Genomic DNA, 18,002 nt, shown 5'->3' with positions numbered 1-18,002 from the left:
CTGGGCAACAACCAAACACAACTACTCGCTGCCATCGCCAACTATCAACTTCTGCTGCGACATAACCACCGCTGCGGAAACAACAACGGGCAAATACAATGGATCCTCGATGCACTCTGAATTACCGGACGGCCTCTGCGTATACTCACGCTAACCGTGCCAATGCACCGCATAGGTACTTTTGCAGTAATTTGTATTTTACCGCATCGTTTATCTGCACTCAAGTGCACATCAAGCCTTCGCACGCACCCACCCCCGGCTTGAAGAACCGTGGGCTAAATATTTCAGTCGGCGGCTTTAACTTTTTTCCCAGCCGGGGCTTCTGGCTTGCCGTTCTTCTCGGCTTTCTCTTCAGGTGCTGTAGCAGTGACTGCTCGCATATCGGGGATTCGTTTTTCCAGCACCTTCTTCGTGATTTCATCCAGTATCTTCGGATGCTCGTTCAAATAGCTCTTGGCATTTTCCCGGCCATTGCCCAGGCGGGTTTCGCCATAATTCAACCAGGCCCCGCTCTTTTCCAGCAATCCTTCTTCCAAAGCCAGGTCGATCAGATCGCCTGCCCGGCTGATGCCCTGATCATACATCAGATCAAACTCGGCACTGCGGAAGGGCGGAGCAATCTTGTTCTTGACCACCTTGGCTTTGATCCTGCTGCCTACCGTATCTTCGCCTTCCTTGACAGTGCTGATCTTGCGGACATCGAGACGCACCGAAGCATAAAACTTCAGTGCCAACCCGCCTGCGGTGGTTTCAGGCGAGCCGAACATCACGCCAATCTTCTGGCGAATCTGATTGATGAAGATGATGCAGGTCTTGGTCTTGGAAATGATCGGGTTCAGAATGCGGAGAGCCTGGCTCATCAAGCGGGCCTGCAAGCCCACATGCGAATCGCCAATTTCTCCTTCCACTTCATTCTTGGGCACCAAAGCCGCTACCGAATCGATGACGATGATATCTACCGCATTGCTCTTCACGAGCATTTCAGCAATCTTCAGCGCTTCTTCGCCGTTGCTGGGTTGGCTGACCAGCAATGCTTCCAGATCAACTCCAAGCCGCTTGGCCCACGATGGATCGAGTGCATGTTCGGCATCAATGAATGCAGCAACGCCACCCTGCTTCTGGGCTGAAGCTACCGCATGCAGAGCGATGGTCGTTTTACCACTCGATTCCGGCCCATAGATTTCAATGATTCTGCCACGCGGGAATCCTTTGCCACCAAGTGCCAGATCCAGCGACAAAGCACCGGTAGAAATGCCCGGCACATCGGTGACCGAGTTCTCCCCCAGTTGCATGATCGCGCCTTTGCCGAAGGTCTTCTCGATCTGCCCCAGGGTGTTCATCAGCTCTTTATCGTCGGCCAATGATTTGTGACTGGTAGGTGCTGGAGGCATGGCTGGTTCCTTGTCTGAATGGGTTAGAAATAGTGTACAAATGCAACTTATCCCGACACTACGAGTCGGCAAGTGAACAAGGGGAAAAGTAGTGGATAGGTAGGGTGGGTCGAGCGATAAGTACTCGGCGATAAGACGTATACGAAACCAAGCTCGCCCCACCAACTGTTGCAATCGCATGGTGGGGCGAGCTTGAATCAGCGAGACCACCAGTGCTTTGGGGTTCTAATCGCTCGACCCACCCTACTCCTACCCCCTACACCTTCACATACCACCCCTTCTTCTCCAGCGAGCGGCAGACCAGCCACGTGATGCCCATGACGATGGCTAACCCCAGCAGCACCACCCAGAGTGGACCATCTCGGGGGATCAGTTTCACAACCGCATCAATAGCCATCCCATGCACGATGTAGGCAATCAGTGCATTGCTGCCCAGCGTACGGAACAAACCGATTTCCCAGTTCTGGAATATCAGCCAGCATAATGCCAACACCAACAGCGAAACGCCAGTGCCAAATACCAGGTAGGAAACCGCTCCCGTCTGCTGGCTCATCGTCCAGAGTTTCACCGTCTGCTTGCGATCCAGATTATGTCTTTGCTCATACGTGGCATCGGGATTGTTCTTATCCCAGGGCGGCAGGAAGGGCGGTGCCTTCCAGGAAAAGTAAGGCTCGTCTTGGGGCAATGCCGAAGGATCACGAAGACACGATAAGCCATACCCCAAGGCCATCACTACCAGCGAAGCAGCCAGCAGTTTGCCAAATACACCCTGCACGCCAGGCCGTGTAAGAAAATCTGATGCAAAGGTTCCAGCCAGCACCGGTATGGTCCAGGTGAGAAAGCCGAGCGGACCGCCATCAATCACCGGTCGGGTCAATGCATACTGCAGATAAAACTCCTGCGACAACACCACATGCAGCCAGGCTGATGCCACCAGCCAGAGTAATCGCACCAGCCAGCTTTGACTGATGACCGGGATCACCCACAATGTGGTCACAGCAATATGGGTCAATGTCTGAAAGAAGTTTCTCGAACAGGTGTTTTCGAGCCAGACGAAAAAGCCCTTTTCCTGGAGCGCTGCCCAATTCAGGTTGGCATTGTCGAACCCATGCACCAGAGCTGCGATGAGTAGCAGCCCGAATACTCGTTTGATCAGTCTGCCATGGGCAGGCCACCAGCCCTCGGTCTGCAGCCGCTTCACCATGGTAAACCGCAGTGCAAACCCCACCGCAAAGAAGAACTGCGGCATGATGGTATCGGCATAGCTGCAATAGGTATTGTGATGATGAAAGATCGGATGAATCTGTTTGTTAAACAGACCCAGATAATTCACGACGATCATGCCGAAAACGGTGTAGCCTCGAAACTGGTCGAGGTATCGCAGCCGTTGAGGAGGGTTTGTGCTCATGTAGCAAACCAGGTCTTGTAAGCGGTGGAAGCGGCTCCCACCAGGCCAATGAGGATGACTATCCAGCGCACCACGCCGATGGGCAGTTTCTTCGCCAGCCCTGTGCAGCCATACCCGCCAATGCAGGCGCCAATCAGCATGGCAACCGCTACCGGCCAGTGAATCTGAACCCTGCTTTCATCCAGCAGGCTGTAGCTCACGAAGATGATGATGGTAACACCATTAATCACCGTTGCGGCAATGTTCTTGATGCCGTTCATGCGATGGATATTCGTCATGCCCAGGAAAGCCAGGATGGCCAGCATCAGAATACCCATGCCTGCACCGAAATAGCCACCATAAATTCCTACCAGGAACTGAATACCTGCGACAAGTGGCCAGCGGTTCGGATGAAAATGCGTCTCCCCCTTTTTGCCGATCAGGTTTTTCAGAACCGATTGCGATGCGAACATCAGCGTAGCAATCAGAATCAGCCAGGGTACAAAATCGTTGAAGGTGCTTCGATCCGTGTAAAGAAACAGCAAGCTGCCAACAACGCCACCCAGCAGGCTGGAGAGAAAGAAAGGCCAGAACAACGCACTCTGGTGCATCACTTCCTGGCGATAGCCCCACGCACCGCCGAGCGAACCAGCCCACAGTCCGATGGTGCTGGTAGCATTGGCCATTTTGCCATCGAGCCCCAGCCAAATCAGAAGTGGAAATGTTAAAAGCGTGCCACCACCAGCGATCGAGTTCATCGCCCCTGCTGCAACCGCAGTGACAAACACCAGCACGAGAGAAGTGAAATCAGTGGTCATCTGGAAGGAGTATTGGCTTGGCGTTGAATGAACCAGTCGAAGCTGGCACTGAGCAGCAGAGTTGATTTTGTATCAACCACCTGCATGGGCACCACCACCTTGGCCCGGTTTCGCGATTTCAACTCTTCCAGCACATCGCGCAGAGCATCAGGTTCCATTGCGCATCGACAGTAAATTAACCCCTGACCAGCCTGATGAAACTTGGCATCGATCCGACGGATGATCGGTAATATTATGCCTCCCAATCGAGCAACGTCTTCCTGCAGATGCTGTTGCAGAAATAATCCGCTGCCTGCCTCGGCGACAGCAATCATCACCGAGGCATGAATAGTGCCCAGATGATTCTGATGTACATCACGAGGCGACAACTGCAGCAGGTGAGGCGGTGAGGCCAGCTCAAGGGCGAGATGTGCATGAAAAGGAATGGCGGTGACATCCATGATTAGGTGATCCAGCCTTTCACCAGCAACCGGTGTGCATCATCATCAGCATGCCTGCCCTGCAGTGATGGGTTTATCAAAATCCGTTTGGTCTGTTCATCGGTGGCCCGCCACACAGGTAACCCGTGTTACCCGAAGTTGTGTCGTAGTACAACTCACCTTCACGGGTTTTCTTGAAAACGATTTCTCTGGTTTGTGATTTATGAACGCCTTCATCATTCCCGGCAGACTCAACATAATTCATCGTCAGCTTGACTTCGGACCCCGAATTCGATTCGGACAATACTTCATTCAGAACAGCGATGTGCATCGACCGTACTTTCTTATGCTCACTGCTCTGCTTGCCTTTGTAATAGACCAGTGCATCCCCAATCCTGATGGTGGAGAGATCCTTCCTGCGGTTTTTGTCGAAATCCTTGTGATCGATGTTCTCTGTTTTGCTCAATCCCCAGTAGTTGCTGACGAAACCGGTGCAATCGAGGCCTAAAAATTTATCGCAATATCCCTCGGTCGAAATAATCCGATATCGAGAAGCCAGGCGAAGTGCCATGGCAACATCGACTGGTGAGCCCTTGCCCATGTAGGCCAGATGAACTTGTCTTCTGTTGTATTTCCTTCCACCAAAATAAAAATCCAAAGGTACTTGATTAGCAGTGATTTTCTTGGCGTTGCCGCCCGGCGAATCCCGAAAGGGGTCGGTTGCCACCTGGCTTAGGATCAACCAGTATTCCTTGTTGGCTGCAGTGGCACGCTCTTCCAGGATGCCCTCAGGTTTTCTGGGAGGAGGCGTTTTCTTGGTGACGGGATCGGGAGTAGGCAGAGGAACCACTTTGCCGTGGTTCAAATATTTGCGAATATCCACATGGACATCTGATCCTTCTGCAACGGTAATATACATCGAACGGTAGAAACCCATGTACATTTCTGGAGTCATATATTCAGCGGGCAGAGCCATGATGAGAACTCCCAATGCAAGGTGATGGCAACAACGTGTCGTCTCATTCTAAATCAAAGCCAATGACGCCGATAGTGGCTAACTGCGGAATGTTGTTGAAACAGTCCAGAACCGGTGACACACTCCGCCGAGGTGTGCTTACGTTACCTCGCAACTACATCCCGACGCGAGTAGCCAACGGAATGTGGCAAAATGCTGAACTTTTCTGCAGCAAGTTCCAAAAATGCATAAACTGTGACGTATTTCACCTCAAACTGTCGCATGATGTAGTATCAAGGCTTATCGTGGCAATACAGAGCGAAATTACCACATATTCGAGGAGGTATTTATGTCCATTACTTTCGAACGCTCGGAATCATACGAAACCTATAGCACCAAGGCGCCCGTGCCTGTGGGCGGGCCGAAAGCTTTTGAACGTCTGATAACGGCGAAGACCATCAAGCAAATAACATGGAATGCGGACAATAATCTCAGTTGGGTAAATCTGGTGTTCACAGACCTGTCTACGCTCACTATTACGAATTCCCTTTCGGGAGCTTTGCTGAGATTCGTGCCAGGACCTGTCAAGAAAAACTAGGAAATAATGGTTGGTGCAAATGGGTTTATCGATTCATGACTTCGCAGGCAACTTCTTCAACGCCGAGCGGGGCAGGGGTTAAACCATTCTACTGGCAACTTCTTTCCAGCGTCTATCCAGTTCCGCTTCCAGGGCATCATCCTGGTCTTCTTCCGACAAGCTAGAATAGAGTCTGTCAGCCAGGCGAAAACGTTCCACCGCAGGCAGATTCAAAAGTTCACGCAACACACTGCGGTTTGCTTTTCGGCCAATGCATTACTCCCGTTTCAAATCTATCACAAACGCTGTCGCATTGGCGTTCGCGGTGTAGACATAGCGGCCATCGGCAGAGATCGACAGATCGCGGATGACGACATCTGTTTCGCACATCTGCACTTCTTCACCGGTCTTCATGTCCCAGACGCGGACAGTGCCATCTTCTCCGGAAGAGAGCAGCCGCTGGCCGTCGGCAGTGAAGGCCAGGCCCGTCACCATCCCTGCATGGCCGATCAGTTCCCGCTCCAGTTTCAAATCAGGCAGTGAATAGAGGCAGATCGATTCATTCAGCGTAGCGACGGCTAACTGTTTGCCATTCGGATGAGCTGCCAATGCGGTTCCACCTACAGGTATCGACAGCACCTTCGCGGGCTTTTCCAGATCCCACAGGCACAGACATCCTTCCTGGCCGGAACTCTTCCAATCGATCCCAGCCACCGCCAGCAGAGGAGTGCCGGGCACAAAGGCCAGCGTTTCTACGGTGCAGCCTTCGGTAGCACCGGGAATCAGCAACAGGATATCGTTCGTCGCAATATCAAGAATGAAAACGTAGCCATCGGTGCTACCGCCGGTAGCCAGTCGCTTACCATTCGCATCGGTTGCCATTGTGGTGATGCGGGTATTATGATCGTGCGTCTGCCCGGCTTGTTTGCCGGTTCCAGTATCCCAGAAAAAGACTTTGCCATCGTCGTGACCGCTGGCCAGCAAGGCTTCCCCTGATTGATAGGTCAGAGCAGTAGCCAGGCTAGGCATCGATTCAATGGTCTTGACCGGTTTGCCTTGCTGTGCATCCCATATGTGAATGCTTTCTCCGCCAAGGATGGCTGCAACCTGATCCTGCCGAGGAGAAAGCCTGATGCGGGAAGTATGCGTGCTGTCAGCACGAGTTCGCAAAACGTTTTCCCCCGTGGCAACATCCCAGAGAATGAGCCTGCCATCGGAACCGCCTGAAACTAGGTAATCGCCTTGAGGCGTGAAAGCCAACTGCGTGACTTCACCCAGGTGGCCTTTCATCTTGCGATGCACTTTGCCCTGGAAGGGGTCCCACAGCCAGATGGTTGCTTCGCTGTCGGAACTGGCGAGCATGGACCCATCAGGAGAAAAGGCAGCGGTATGCACCTGGTCCGCCTGCCCGTTGAGAATGTAGATCTGTTCCCCCTGCTGCACATTCCAAACCCGGCAAGTAGTGTCCCAACTGGAGGTGGCAAAAAAACGTGTGCTCGGATGCCAGGTGATGGCGGAGATTCTATCCGTGTGGCCTTTCAGTTTGCCAATCACGACGCCATGCACCACATCAAGCAGGCAGAGCGTGCGGTCTTCGCGGCCTGCAGCGAGTTTTTGCCCATCGGACGAAAACGCCAGCGTGCTGATGCCTGTGTCTTCCATCTGCCATTCGCGAGTCATGGTGGCGCTGGCGACATCCCACAGCCGAACTCGTCCATCATCATGGCCTGTTGCTAGAACATCGCCATCAGGACGAAATGCCAGCGCAGTTACCCAGGAAGGCTGTTTGACTGATTTGATTGCAGTGCCAGTTGCAGTATTCCAGAAAGTGACATCGTCAGCAGCGGAGGCCAGTGCGGGCTGTTTGCCTCCGAGTGCCCAAAGCATTTCCAGATCGCTCAGCGACTGGTGTTGCAGTTCGCGCCCTTCGCGCGTGTTCCATTGCCTCAGGATGCCTGGCTCTTCCAGAGTCCAAGTCGTGCCATCCCACGTGGGCAGCATCGCCAGGATGGAGCCTTCCACACGAAACCGCGGATCGCCAAGAACGTGGACGACCCGGGCCGGCAGTTTCCAGCCTTTCATAGCCTGCAATTCTCTGGTCGTACCTGCACTCATGGCAAATCCTTCGGTTCTTCCATTTTGTTTTCTATTCTCTCATCATAAACTTTACCTGAAAGTATCAGTCAGGGCATCTACAATTCCAGGAATCTTTTCAGCAAGGCAGGCCGTTCATGCTGAGTGTATCAGTTGCCAACCAGCAGGAAGTGCTGGAACTGGATTATGCCCGTATCAAAGAAACGGCTCGTGCCGTGCTGCAGGGTGAGGGCCATAAGCAGGCTAAAGTCACGTTTGCCCTGATGACCGATGCCGCCATCCACAAGCTGAACAAGCAATTCCTGGAGCATGATGAACCTACTGATGTCATCACTTTTCCCTATTCGGAAAAGCCGTTGCATGGCGACATCGCCATCAGCACGGAAACAGCCATTGCCGCTGCCAAAGATAGAGGCCACGCCCCGGTCGATGAGTTACTGCTCTACGTCATCCACGGCATACTGCACCTGTGTGGTTACGACGATCTGAATGAAAAAGACTGCGAAGTTATGCGAAAACGGGAACAGCATTATCTCAAGCAACTGAAGATTGCAGTGGAATAGCGGTGGGACACGTTTTCAACGTGTCATCGGTGAAGTGCGTTAGGATATCGCTCGACGCTGTCACGATACAATCGTGACCCACGGCAGAGTGGGACACGATTGTATCGTGTCATAGATTTCGGAATACATCTGAGTCATTCATGGAGAGGTGCGTCCAGCAACTACACCTCCCATCACGATGAAATCGTGACCCACAGATTATTTGCGGAAGATGCGACGCAGGAAACCTCGTCGGCGGGGTTCTACGTACCATTCCACATTCTGTGCACGGTGGTGGCCGATGGTGTCGTACATCGGGTCGATCTGCCAGGGGGCACGCATCTGGCGGGATACATGCTGGTTGGCATCGGATTCCTGGAACTGTTCGTGGTAAGGATCCCAGTGCAGGGTCTTGCCCATGCCATAACGAAGAGCGATATTCCCCAAGTGACAAACCGTGGCGGAGCGATGGCCGATTTCCACATCTGCACAGCAACGGCCTCGGCTCTTGATGTTGTCGAGGAAGTTGCGCATGTGGTTGGGCGAGGCGAGCAGTCGCTTGGCATCAGAGCCCAGCGGCTCACTGATGATCTTCGGATCACTGGCCTTTAGATCACCGCGGCTGACAAAAATCCAGCCATTTTCCCCTTCGAAACGAACGCCATTTTCGCCTGCAGCCATGCAATGCACAGGTACGCCGTTGGCATATTCGAAAATGACTTCGAAGTTCATGTGACAATCGTAGCCATTCTCGATGCCGGGCTGTTCGCCTTTGACCGCAGTGACTTTCACTGGGCCAGAGTTATCCATGCCAAGTGCCCACTGGGCCACATCGTTATGGTGAGCACCCCAGTCAGTCATCTTGCCGCCTGAGTAGGCATACCACCAGCGGAACTGGTAATGGCAGCGTTCCTTGCAGAAGGGAACTTCCGGTGTCTGGCCGAGCCAGAGATTCCAGTCGAGCCCTTCGGGTGGTGCCTGATTCTTAAATGGGCCACCTTTATCGGGGTTGCCGATGCGGGTATCAATCTTCTTGATTTTGCCTATGCGGCCATTCTGCACCAGTTCGCAAGCCAGGCGGAACTTGCCCAGTTCGGAACGCTGCTGGCTGCCTGTCTGAAACACCCGGCCGTGCATGCGGGCGGCATTGGCCATCGCCCGTCCTTCAGCAATGGTCAATGACAGTGGCTTTTCACAGTAGACATCTTTGCCAGCCCGACAAGCAGCGATGGCGGGAAGTGCATGCCAATGATCTGGGGTGGTAACCAGCACGGCATCAAGTTCCGGCATCGTTACCAAGTCGCGATAATCCTTGAAACGCTTGACCTTCACATTGGTCTTACGATTTGGATCGGGTTCGCCCGACGGAATGGGTTGGCGAAACTCGTTAAGATTTTTGCCTCGGGTATTATTGGGCTTTTCGCCTTCCACAATGCGGGCCGTGTATTCAAGTTGCTTGGCGTCAGCATCGCAGCAGGCAATCACTTCGACATTGGGATTCCGCAGCAAAGCATAAAGCAGATCGCCGGAGCGAACGCGGTCGCCACAACCAACTACACCCACCTGCAGCTTGTCGTTCACCGATTTGACAGCGCGAATGGCATGTTCCTGTTCGAGAGCTACTACTTCACGGGCATACCACATGGGCAAACCGGTGGCAGCCAGTGCCGTGGCCGAGCCAGCCAGAAAGCCTCGGCGGGAGAGGTTATTCGGTCGCATTGCGTAGATCTCCATTCAAATCAGGTGGGAATCAAACCGGTGGGATGGTGTGATTGTAAAAAAACTGACGCACAAGGGAAATGGAAAAGTAGAAGTCTTTCAGCGAGACTACTTTGACATAAACTGTCAGCATGAGTTCTTTCCCCCGCCCCACCGCACTGGCTAAATCTGGCGACGACCGCTTGCAGATCACCTGGAGTGATGGTCGCGTAGGCACCATCTTGTGGGTAAAGCTGCGTGAAGTCTGTCCTTGTGCCCTGTGCAACGAAGATCGCCAAAAGATCATGGAGCCAGTTGCCAGGCCGACGGATGGCGGCCTTTCGCTTCGGGTGCTGCAGGAAAAGGAAATTCCCCGCAATGAACCAGTGAAGCCCACTGCCATGAATCCGGTAGGCAACTATGCCTATAAAATCATCTGGAGCGATGGCCACGATCTGGGCATCTTCACTTTTGAGTTCCTCTATTCGCTCTGCAAGTGGGAGACACACACCCGCTGACAGCTAAGATAAGGAGTCTTGCGGGTCGGGTGTCACAATGATCAGGGTGCCACGGTTTGCGTGTACGCACGCTAACCGTGCCAATTCACCGCATCGTTACGAGTGCAGGTTTACTTGGTTTGGAGAATACCTTGAATTCAACAGTTCAATACACCATCGCGGTCGCCAGCGGCAAGGGAGGCGTGGGTAAATCGACTGTTGCAGTAAACCTGGCAGTTGCATTGGCCAAACAGGGGCACCGCGTCGGCCTGGCTGATGGCGATATCCTCGGCCCCTCCGTCGGTAAAATGGTTGGCGTCAAGCAGGTCGATCAACGAACGCAAGGACTCCCGGTAGAGAAGTACGGCATCAAGATCATGTCGTCGGCTTTCATCTCGGCTCCAGGCCAGGCAAACATTCTGCGTGGTCCGATGGTAGGCAAATACGTCGTCGCTTACGTTACACAAATTCCATGGGGTGAACTCGATTTCCTCGTGATTGATTTGCCTCCAGGTACTGGCGATGCACAGTTATCGCTCTGTCAGGAAGTGCCTCCAACCGGAGCGCTGCTGGTAACGATGCCTCAGGATGTCAGTCTGGAAGTGGTTCGCCGTGGTGCCCAGATGTTTGAAGCATTGAAGGTGCCACTGCTCGGTGTTGTTGAAAACATGAGTTACTTCCGGGGAGACGATGGCAAGGAATACGCCATCTTCGGCAGCGGAGGCGGGGACAAGTGTGCTGCAGAATATAATGTGCCGCTACTCGCTAAGCTTGCCATCGTGCCACAAGTTGCCAGCCAGGGCGATGCCGGCGACCCGATCGTGCATAGCCATCCTGATTCCGAAGTTGCAAAGCAATATCTGGAACTGGCCAGTAGAGTCTCACAAAGATGTGCTGAGGTCAAACAGCAGGCTGAACTGCCTGAGTTGAAGTTGTAACTCAAAACTTTAATTAAAAACTCTCCTATCAGCATTTCTCATCAGCACCGCATGCACATTCAGCAGAAACCGCATACGGCTTACAAGAGTTACTCAGCCTTCGTTTTCGGGTACCATTCTGTGAGCGCTGGCGATTCCAGCATGCAACCGTTCGACGATATGACCCCTACTGGCTGAAATCAGGACGATGAACGCCAGGCCACTCACATCGGAGAAACAGGGATGTTTGCCAAACGCCTGGCTGCGTTGGGTTGTAGCGCAGCTTTACTTTCCATCGTACCATCAGCAATTCAGGCCCAGGAACCGGTTCCTACGGTTACCATTCATTGGAATGGTGATGATAAGGCAGCTGCCTCCAGCACCGCACCCGCTGCTGCTCCTGCTGAGTCAAACCCTTGCAATGTCTGCAATCCCGCTGCAGCAGCCATGCTCGATTTCGGAGGATGCTGGCAGACCAGGCTGAAAATGACTGGCGATTGGGGTGGCTTCCGCAATGATCTTGCCAATTGCCGAGGCATCACATTTGACACCAGTTGGACCCAGTTCTACCAGGGTGTTGACAGTGGCGGACGCGATCAGAATTACTTCTACGGCGGCAGGTTGGATTACTTCCTGAACGTGGATGGTGAAAAAGCAGGCTTGATGAAAGGCTCGTTCCTCACCCTGCATGGTGAAACCATCTACGGCCTGTCAGCCAACCTGGCCGCGGGTACGGTATTCCCCGTGAGCCTGGGGCAGATTTTCCCTGCTGTTAATGAAACCGAAACCGCCCTGACCGGAATCAAGTACACACAATTCCTGTCTCAGAACTTTGCTGTCTTTGGTGGTAAGATCAACACCCTCGACGAGTTCAAGCAGCCTTATGCTGGTGGCCGTGGTGTTGATGCCTTCATGAATATTTCCTTCGGCTTGCCCATGGTTCTTGCTCGAACAGTCCCCTATTCGAGTTGGGGTGGTGGAGTTGCTGTGCTGGATAACAACCAGGAAGCACTGTTCAGTTTCATGGCTTTGGATACCAACAGCACGCCTACCAATACCGGGTTTGATACCTTCTTCAACAACGGCGTTACCATGATTGCCATGGCATCACTGCCTGTCAATTTCAACGGCCTGGCTGGTCATCAAACTATTGGTGGTTCATTCAGCACCGGATCTTACCGCACCCTGGATCGTACAGCCTACTTTGATCCTGAAGAAGGTGTATTCATTCCGAATCCCCAGGTGCAGAATTCCTGGTCGATCTTCTACATGTTCGATCAGGCACTCATGGCAGACTCTTGCAACCCCAAGCGAACCTGGGGCATCTTTGGCACCATTGGCATCGCTGACGAAGACCCCAGCCCGATTCGCTGGGCAGGCAGCATCGGCTTCGGTGGCGCCAGTCTGGCTAGCAGCAGGCAGAACGATACCTGGGGTGTAGGCTATTTCTATAACGGCCTGACTGATAATCTGAAGAACTTCGCTCCCAATCTGTTCCCACTGAAGGATGAGCAGGGTGTTGAAGTCTTTTATAATGTTGGCGTTACCCCCTGGTGGCACATTACCCCTGACTTCCAGGTCATTCTGCCAGGCCGCGAACGTATTGATACCGCTTTGCTGTTTGGTCTGCGTATGAAACTTGATTTCTAATCTGAGCACTCACCACTCCTTTCCAGCACCTGGTGTCTCTTTTGACACCAGGTTTTTTCATGATTGCATTCAAACCGAGACATTCTATGCTGATAGTACTTTTCAAGGTGCTTCAAGCAATACTGATCAGGACTATCCTGCATGGAATGACCCTTGGCAAATTCCTCATCACGTCCGGTTCGCTTTGCCACCACGCGCTGGAGCCTGGTAGCTGCTGCAGGTAAGTCTGATCAATCCAAAAAGCAGGATGCTCTCTCGGAACTCTGTGCACGCTATTGGCCTCCACTCTATGCATACCTCAGACAAGACGGTTACGATCGACACGATGCCCGTGACATGACACAGGCCTTCATTCTCGATCTGCTGCATCGCAATCCCTGGGCGGTTGCTGATCCGCAGCGAGGCCGCTTTCGTACGTTCCTGCTCAGCTGCATGAAGAACTTTCTCTCACATGAGCGAGAGAAGAAGCAGGCTCACAAACGCGGTGGCTCCAAACTGACTTTCAGCATGTACCAGGTAGAAGGTGAGCAGGCTTATCAGGCAGTCGCCCGTGAAGCATCCCCCGAAGTGCTTTTCGAAAAAGTCTGGCTGAACATCATCCTCAAACGGGTCATGAAACGGTTTCTTGAACCTGACCAGAAGACGGAAGATAGCAAGCTCATTGAGCAACTACTTCCCAGCATCCTGGGCACCAAGCCCGACTACGATGCCTTGGCTACTCAGCATCAGAAAACACCCGCAGCCCTCAGGCAGATGGTTTCCAAGCTTCGCAAGAAATACCAGCAGCTTTTGCTCGAAGAAATTGGGGATACCGTTACTGAACCAGTCCAGATTGAAGAAGAAATACAATACCTGTTTAACCTGGCGTCGAGAAAATCGTAAAAATCGTGTCACAAACGGGGTAATCTCCGTTAAGTAAGAGTAAGAAATGGATGGGCATGGTGCATTATGTCAACCAGAATGTGTTCCCAGTGTGGTAATGAAGTGGCAGCAGATGCCCCTGGTGGCTTATGTGCTGCCTGCCTGCTCAAACCGGGCCTGCATCCATCGCAGGCCAGCCGGAGTGCTCAGACCACGCCCTATGATCGTACTTTCACTGCGCCAGCCATTGCAGAGTTGGTGCCCCACTTTCCTGAACTGGAAATCATCAAACTGCTGGGGCAGGGGGGCATGGGTGCTGTCTACCAAGCCAGGCAGACCCGCCTTGATCGTCTGGTCGCATTAAAAATCCTCCCCAAGCTCTCAGGCCAGGAAGCGGAGTTTGCCAATCGCTTCGCCCGCGAAGCCCGTGCCATGGCCAGGCTGAACCATCCAAACATCGTCAACATCCATGATCACGGTGACAAGGCTGGCTGGTGCTTCTTCATCATGGAGTATGTCGATGGTGTCAACCTTCGAGAGGCTATCCAAACCAAAAGCGTTGAGCCAAAAGAAGCTCTTACTATTGTTGGTCAGATTTGTGATGCCTTGCAGTATGCTCATCAGGAAGGTGTGGTGCATCGCGACATCAAGCCGGAGAATATCCTGCTTGATAAGCGCGGCCGGGTGAAGATCGCAGACTTCGGCCTGGCCAAGTTGCTGGGCCAGAGCACGCTCTCCCGACATCTCACTGCCACCAACCAGGTTATGGGCACGGTAGGCTACATGGCTCCTGAGCAGATGGAAGGAGCCAGGCAAGTTGATCACCGCGCTGATCTATACGCTGTCGGCGTGGTCTTCTATGAACTGCTGACAGGTGAATTACCTCTGGGGCGTTTTGCACCACCATCCAAAAAAGTGCAGATCGATGTTCGCATCGACGAAGTCGTTTTGAAGACACTGGAGAAAGAACCGGAACTGCGTTACCAGCATGCCAGCCAGATCAAGCAGGATGTGGAACAGATCAGCCGGGGCGTTGTTCCCATGCCTGCCTCATCGCTGGGTGCTTCATTAACGCAACACTTGCCCTGGCTGAAAAACGTCAAGCTGGCAGGTATTGCCTTGCTCGTGCTGGGGCTTTTCGAATTTGCCATCTGGGCTATCGGCATAATCCAGGTCGAAGAAGCTCGGCTGAGTTATCAGTCTACCAATAAATCGTGGATGATCTTAACCATGGCTGATCTTTTCCTTGGTTCCGCTGTTGCGGTAACAGGCTTGCTGATCATCTGGAAAAAGTTTCGTCTCCTGGCCATGCTCGGCTGTCTGGTCGCGATGGCACCCATGGCCCAGATGGCCTACTTCCTCCGGCCAATCGACCATGAAACTAATCTGGAACAGTTGATTGACATGGCTGAAAGGCAGGGAATCAGTTTCAATCCGGATCGCAACGATACTCGGGCTTTCACTTTCGAAGCGCGCAGTCTGCGCGACAAGATACTTAATCTGAGCAACCAGGCCCCCAACAAAATGAACCATCTCATTTTCACACGCTGGCCTGCCATCTGGGTAACCTGGCTCAGCATCCCAGCCGGGCTGTGGGCCTTTCTGTTGCTGCTCAAGCCTGAGGTAAAAAGTCAGTTCGGCTGGAGAAAGTCAACAATCTCCCCACCAAATCCATCGCAGCAGATGAAGACAGAAATCCGCTCAACGGTTCATGTACCAACGGATCATAATTTCATTGGCTTGAATGGATTATTGACTATCGTCTCGCTGGGTCTGGGAACTGCTTTCACCATTTGGATAAGCTCAGCCTTCCTCGCAGGGCATGAAATACGCATGCCCTTTGGTGGTCAAGCCGCTGGGGAAGCAACTGCGATCTTCGCGATACTGGGAGTTGGTCTGGTTTGGGTAGGGCTGTTGTTTTTCAATCACACCATGCAGGCAATTAGGACATTAGGCGTAAGCCATGTCCAGAAGGCTCAGTTCATCTTTCTGATGGTGCTGTTCGGGATTGCAGGTCTCAGCGTGCTGTTGATCACTCTGAAATCACTCAATGCCGGGGAATCGCTGGGCAGAGCCTTCTCTCATGTAATTATCAATGGCAGCGAAGCAGCCGGGTGGATTTCAGGCCTCCTCGTCGGCAGCATCCTGGCAATGACCCTGACCTTTGCACCTTGGAACAGTGTGAAAGTTAAACGCCTGCTGAATGTCTGCATCGTACTGATCATTCTCATCGCAGCTGTTCTGCTCTTCCTGATGCCAACCACGGTATACTACAGTCCACGTGAGCCTGAACAGCCGCCAGTCAGTGTGCCACCTTACAATTGACGGGTACTACACAACATGCAGATACGACAAGCTACTCCACATGACCATCCAGCGTTGCTAGAACTCTGGCTTCGTTCCGTGCAGGCTACCCATACGTTTCTGACGAATAAGGATATTGAGCGGCTCTATCCGCTGGTTCGCGATCATGCCTTGCCTGCACTGGAACTCTGGGTACTCACTGCTGACTCTGGTGAATTCATGGGCTTCATGGGGCTGGATGGCAACAAGCTCGAAGCCATCTTTCTCGATCCGCCTTTTTTCCGCCTGGGTGCAGGCAAGCATCTTCTCAAGCATGCTGAGCAACTGAAAGGCTACCTCACCGTCGATGTTAATGAACAGAACCCTGAAGCGATCCAGTTTTATTTGGCCAACGGGTTCCGCATCACGGGCCGGTCGCCTCTCGATGGTCAAGGCAACCCCTTTCCACTCATTCACCTTTCGCAGCATCCCGATGATGGCCAGGAGGATGACATAGCCCGGAAGTTCATCTGGTGACAACTCAGGATGCCATGAACGCTGAAGCAGATATTAACCTGGTTGAACTGGCCTGCCTGTGGGAAGCCACGGTGCCCAAACCGGGTAACGTACATCCAGGCGCTGCATTCAGTGACACCAGCTACGATGACTTTGTGCAGAGCGCCAAGGCCATTGCTCCTGTGCTGGCCCATGCCGAACATCACACTGTCGGCGAAATTGTTTTAGACGCGGTGAGAGCCACACGGCAAACGGTGGGCAAAAATACCAACCTTGGCATCATTCTCGTGCTCGCGCCACTGGCCAAAAGTGCTAATCAGATCGAGCTTGCATCCATACTCCATGCACTTACCGTGCACGATACAGAACTGGTCTATGAAGCGATTCGTCTTGCGCAGCCCGGCGGCCTGGGAAAGGCAGACAGTCAGGATGTTCACCAGAAACCCACGGCAACACTTCTCGAAGCCATGCAACTGGCCGCAGATCGTGATTGGATTGCCCGGCAATATGTACGTTGCTTTGCTGATGTCTTTGGCTTGCTGTTGCCTGAACTGGAAATGACATATCAGCAGACCGCTGACCTCACACTCTCCATTCAACGTGCGTTTCTGGTGGGGCTGGCAACGTTAGGCGATACCCTCATCGCCCGCAAGTGTGGCGAAGGTGTGATGAAGGATGCACAACTGAAGGCACAAGCTGTACTCGATGCGGGCTGGCCAGATACCCACGCAGGCCAACAGGCATTTGACGATCTCGACCACTGGCTGCGCGCCGATGGACACCGTCGCAACCCCGGCACCATGGCTGACCTGATGGCTGGGGCCATCTATCTGGCCTTGCGAAAAGGTAGCATACCGATTCGCTTCCCCTAGAATAATCGACTGCTTATGCACCATGAGATTGCTTCATGCCTGCTACCTATACGGTTCGAGTTACCAAGGATCATTTGACCTTCTGCTCAGGCCACTTCATCACCTATGAAGGCGCCTGCTGCGAAAGGCTGCATGGCCACAACTACAAAGTTGCTGTGGAAGTCTCCGGCCCGCTCGATGACAACCATTATGTATTCGATTTCATCGCTCTCAAAAAGTTCACTATGCAGATCAGCGATGAACTCGACCACCGCATGATGCTGCCCACGCAAAGCAGGTTCATCAAAGTCCAGGTAGATGGCGAACAGGTCAACGTCAGCTTTGAAAAGAAGCGATGGAGCTTTCCGCTTGATGACTGCATTTTGCTCCCAATCGAAAACACCACGGCAGAACTACTGGCAAAATATATTGCTGGTCGGTTGCGCATCAGCTTGAAGAAGGAATGCAACTTCACTCCATCCACGTTAACTGTTGAAGTGGAAGAGAGCCACGGGCAGTCTGCCATTTATTGTGAAACCTAGGCCA

Annotated in this window: 18 protein-coding genes; 10 read left to right on the top strand and 8 right to left on the bottom strand. The window is 52.9% G+C overall.

Annotated elements, in window-relative coordinates; genetic code table 11:
* Nucleotides 1-284 precede the first annotated feature (284 nt).
* From recA to JNJ77_03550, 5 genes are all read right to left on the bottom strand, one after another.
* A complete protein-coding gene (recA, locus tag JNJ77_03570; protein MBL8821642.1) occupies nt 285-1,391 on the bottom strand; it encodes a recombinase RecA in 1,107 nt (368 codons plus the stop codon).
* A 256-nt stretch (nt 1,392-1,647) separates the two neighbouring features.
* The gene (locus JNJ77_03565) at nt 1,648-2,799 is read right to left on the bottom strand and encodes an acyltransferase family protein (protein ID MBL8821641.1); all 1,152 of its coding nucleotides are present in this window, start codon (nt 2,797-2,799) and stop codon (nt 1,648-1,650) included.
* Nucleotides 2,796-3,536 carry a sulfite exporter TauE/SafE family protein gene (locus JNJ77_03560; protein MBL8821640.1) on the bottom strand — a complete coding sequence of 247 codons (741 nt, stop codon included), beginning with the start codon at nt 3,534-3,536 and terminating at the stop codon, nt 2,796-2,798. The genes JNJ77_03565 and JNJ77_03560 overlap by 4 nt, the downstream gene beginning before the upstream one ends.
* Nucleotides 3,537-3,592: 56 nt before the next feature.
* Nucleotides 3,593-4,036 (bottom strand): DUF4442 domain-containing protein, encoded by a 444-nt coding sequence (locus tag JNJ77_03555; protein MBL8821639.1) that lies wholly within the window; start codon nt 4,034-4,036, stop codon nt 3,593-3,595.
* A gap of 76 nt (nt 4,037-4,112) precedes the next feature.
* Complete coding sequence (locus JNJ77_03550) at nt 4,113-4,991, bottom strand: hypothetical protein (GenBank protein MBL8821638.1); 879 nt, start codon at nt 4,989-4,991, stop codon at nt 4,113-4,115.
* A gap of 328 nt (nt 4,992-5,319) precedes the next feature.
* Here JNJ77_03550 and JNJ77_03545 point away from each other — a divergent pair, with 328 nt between their 5' ends.
* Nucleotides 5,320-5,568, top strand: a complete 249-nt coding sequence (locus tag JNJ77_03545) for a hypothetical protein (protein MBL8821637.1) — start codon at nt 5,320-5,322, stop codon at nt 5,566-5,568.
* Between the two features lie 78 nt (nt 5,569-5,646).
* Here JNJ77_03545 and JNJ77_03540 read toward each other — a convergent pair whose 3' ends face one another.
* Together JNJ77_03540 and JNJ77_03535 are read right to left on the bottom strand one after the other, a co-directional pair.
* Complete coding sequence (locus JNJ77_03540) at nt 5,647-5,796, bottom strand: addiction module protein (GenBank protein MBL8821636.1); 150 nt, start codon at nt 5,794-5,796, stop codon at nt 5,647-5,649.
* Between the two features lie 27 nt (nt 5,797-5,823).
* Nucleotides 5,824-7,662, bottom strand: a complete 1,839-nt coding sequence (locus tag JNJ77_03535; protein ID MBL8821635.1) for a WD40 repeat domain-containing protein — start codon at nt 7,660-7,662, stop codon at nt 5,824-5,826.
* 116 nt (nt 7,663-7,778) lie between these two features.
* Between JNJ77_03535 and ybeY the strand changes: the two genes are divergently transcribed.
* Nucleotides 7,779-8,204 carry an rRNA maturation RNase YbeY gene (gene ybeY / locus JNJ77_03530; GenBank protein MBL8821634.1) on the top strand — a complete coding sequence of 142 codons (426 nt, stop codon included), beginning with the start codon at nt 7,779-7,781 and terminating at the stop codon, nt 8,202-8,204.
* A 198-nt stretch (nt 8,205-8,402) separates the two neighbouring features.
* Here ybeY and JNJ77_03525 read toward each other — a convergent pair whose 3' ends face one another.
* The gene (locus tag JNJ77_03525) at nt 8,403-9,902 is read right to left on the bottom strand and encodes a Gfo/Idh/MocA family oxidoreductase (protein MBL8821633.1); all 1,500 of its coding nucleotides are present in this window, start codon (nt 9,900-9,902) and stop codon (nt 8,403-8,405) included.
* A gap of 131 nt (nt 9,903-10,033) precedes the next feature.
* On the opposite strand from JNJ77_03525, the gene JNJ77_03520 reads away from it, so the two are divergent.
* The 8 genes from JNJ77_03520 (at nt 10,034) to JNJ77_03485 (ending at nt 17,998) form a co-directional block, all read left to right on the top strand.
* Nucleotides 10,034-10,399, top strand: a complete 366-nt coding sequence (locus JNJ77_03520; GenBank protein ID MBL8821632.1) for a DUF971 domain-containing protein — start codon at nt 10,034-10,036, stop codon at nt 10,397-10,399.
* Nucleotides 10,400-10,518: 119 nt separating this feature from the next.
* Nucleotides 10,519-11,316: an Mrp/NBP35 family ATP-binding protein gene (locus JNJ77_03515; protein MBL8821631.1), complete on the top strand. Its 798-nt coding sequence runs from the start codon at nt 10,519-10,521 to the stop codon at nt 11,314-11,316.
* Between the two features lie 642 nt (nt 11,317-11,958).
* Nucleotides 11,959-12,945 (top strand): carbohydrate porin, encoded by a 987-nt coding sequence (locus JNJ77_03510; GenBank protein ID MBL8821630.1) that lies wholly within the window; start codon nt 11,959-11,961, stop codon nt 12,943-12,945.
* Between the two features lie 153 nt (nt 12,946-13,098).
* On the top strand, nt 13,099-13,827 hold the full coding sequence (locus JNJ77_03505; protein MBL8821629.1) for a sigma-70 family RNA polymerase sigma factor: 729 nt from the start codon (nt 13,099-13,101) through the stop codon (nt 13,825-13,827).
* Nucleotides 13,828-13,893: 66 nt separating this feature from the next.
* Complete coding sequence (locus JNJ77_03500) at nt 13,894-16,131, top strand: serine/threonine protein kinase (protein ID MBL8821628.1); 2,238 nt, start codon at nt 13,894-13,896, stop codon at nt 16,129-16,131.
* A 15-nt stretch (nt 16,132-16,146) separates the two neighbouring features.
* Nucleotides 16,147-16,626 carry an acetyltransferase gene (locus JNJ77_03495; protein ID MBL8821627.1) on the top strand — a complete coding sequence of 160 codons (480 nt, stop codon included), beginning with the start codon at nt 16,147-16,149 and terminating at the stop codon, nt 16,624-16,626.
* Nucleotides 16,627-16,640: 14 nt separating this feature from the next.
* Nucleotides 16,641-17,477: a triphosphoribosyl-dephospho-CoA synthase gene (locus JNJ77_03490; protein ID MBL8821626.1), complete on the top strand. Its 837-nt coding sequence runs from the start codon at nt 16,641-16,643 to the stop codon at nt 17,475-17,477.
* 35 nt (nt 17,478-17,512) lie between these two features.
* Nucleotides 17,513-17,998: a 6-carboxytetrahydropterin synthase gene (locus JNJ77_03485; GenBank protein ID MBL8821625.1), complete on the top strand. Its 486-nt coding sequence runs from the start codon at nt 17,513-17,515 to the stop codon at nt 17,996-17,998.
* Nucleotides 17,999-18,002: the final 4 nt, after the last annotated feature.

It is taken from the genome of Planctomycetia bacterium (assembly GCA_016795155.1).
Lineage (GTDB): Bacteria > Planctomycetota > Planctomycetia > Gemmatales > HRBIN36 > JAEUIE01.
The sequence above is the reverse complement of the archived record's forward strand: the minus strand, read 5'-3'. Positions and strand labels throughout refer to the sequence as shown.

Coding starts and splice junctions, on each gene's coding strand:
- JNJ77_03565 (MBL8821641.1), bottom strand. CDS start 2,799: ATGAGCACAAACCCTCCTCAACGGCTGCGATACCTCGACCAGTTTCGA.
- JNJ77_03535 (MBL8821635.1), bottom strand. CDS start 7,662: ATGAGTGCAGGTACGACCAGAGAATTGCAGGCTATGAAAGGCTGGAAA.
- JNJ77_03555 (MBL8821639.1), bottom strand. CDS start 4,036: ATGGATGTCACCGCCATTCCTTTTCATGCACATCTCGCCCTTGAGCTG.
- ybeY (MBL8821634.1), top strand. CDS start 7,779: ATGCTGAGTGTATCAGTTGCCAACCAGCAGGAAGTGCTGGAACTGGAT.
- JNJ77_03560 (MBL8821640.1), bottom strand. CDS start 3,536: ATGAACTCGATCGCTGGTGGTGGCACGCTTTTAACATTTCCACTTCTG.
- JNJ77_03500 (MBL8821628.1), top strand. CDS start 13,894: ATGTCAACCAGAATGTGTTCCCAGTGTGGTAATGAAGTGGCAGCAGAT.
- JNJ77_03525 (MBL8821633.1), bottom strand. CDS start 9,902: ATGCGACCGAATAACCTCTCCCGCCGAGGCTTTCTGGCTGGCTCGGCC.
- recA (MBL8821642.1), bottom strand. CDS start 1,391: ATGCCTCCAGCACCTACCAGTCACAAATCATTGGCCGACGATAAAGAG.
- JNJ77_03490 (MBL8821626.1), top strand. CDS start 16,641: ATGAACGCTGAAGCAGATATTAACCTGGTTGAACTGGCCTGCCTGTGG.
- JNJ77_03545 (MBL8821637.1), top strand. CDS start 5,320: ATGTCCATTACTTTCGAACGCTCGGAATCATACGAAACCTATAGCACC.
- JNJ77_03485 (MBL8821625.1), top strand. CDS start 17,513: ATGCCTGCTACCTATACGGTTCGAGTTACCAAGGATCATTTGACCTTC.
- JNJ77_03520 (MBL8821632.1), top strand. CDS start 10,034: ATGAGTTCTTTCCCCCGCCCCACCGCACTGGCTAAATCTGGCGACGAC.
- JNJ77_03550 (MBL8821638.1), bottom strand. CDS start 4,991: ATGGCTCTGCCCGCTGAATATATGACTCCAGAAATGTACATGGGTTTC.
- JNJ77_03510 (MBL8821630.1), top strand. CDS start 11,959: ATGAAAGGCTCGTTCCTCACCCTGCATGGTGAAACCATCTACGGCCTG.
- JNJ77_03495 (MBL8821627.1), top strand. CDS start 16,147: ATGCAGATACGACAAGCTACTCCACATGACCATCCAGCGTTGCTAGAA.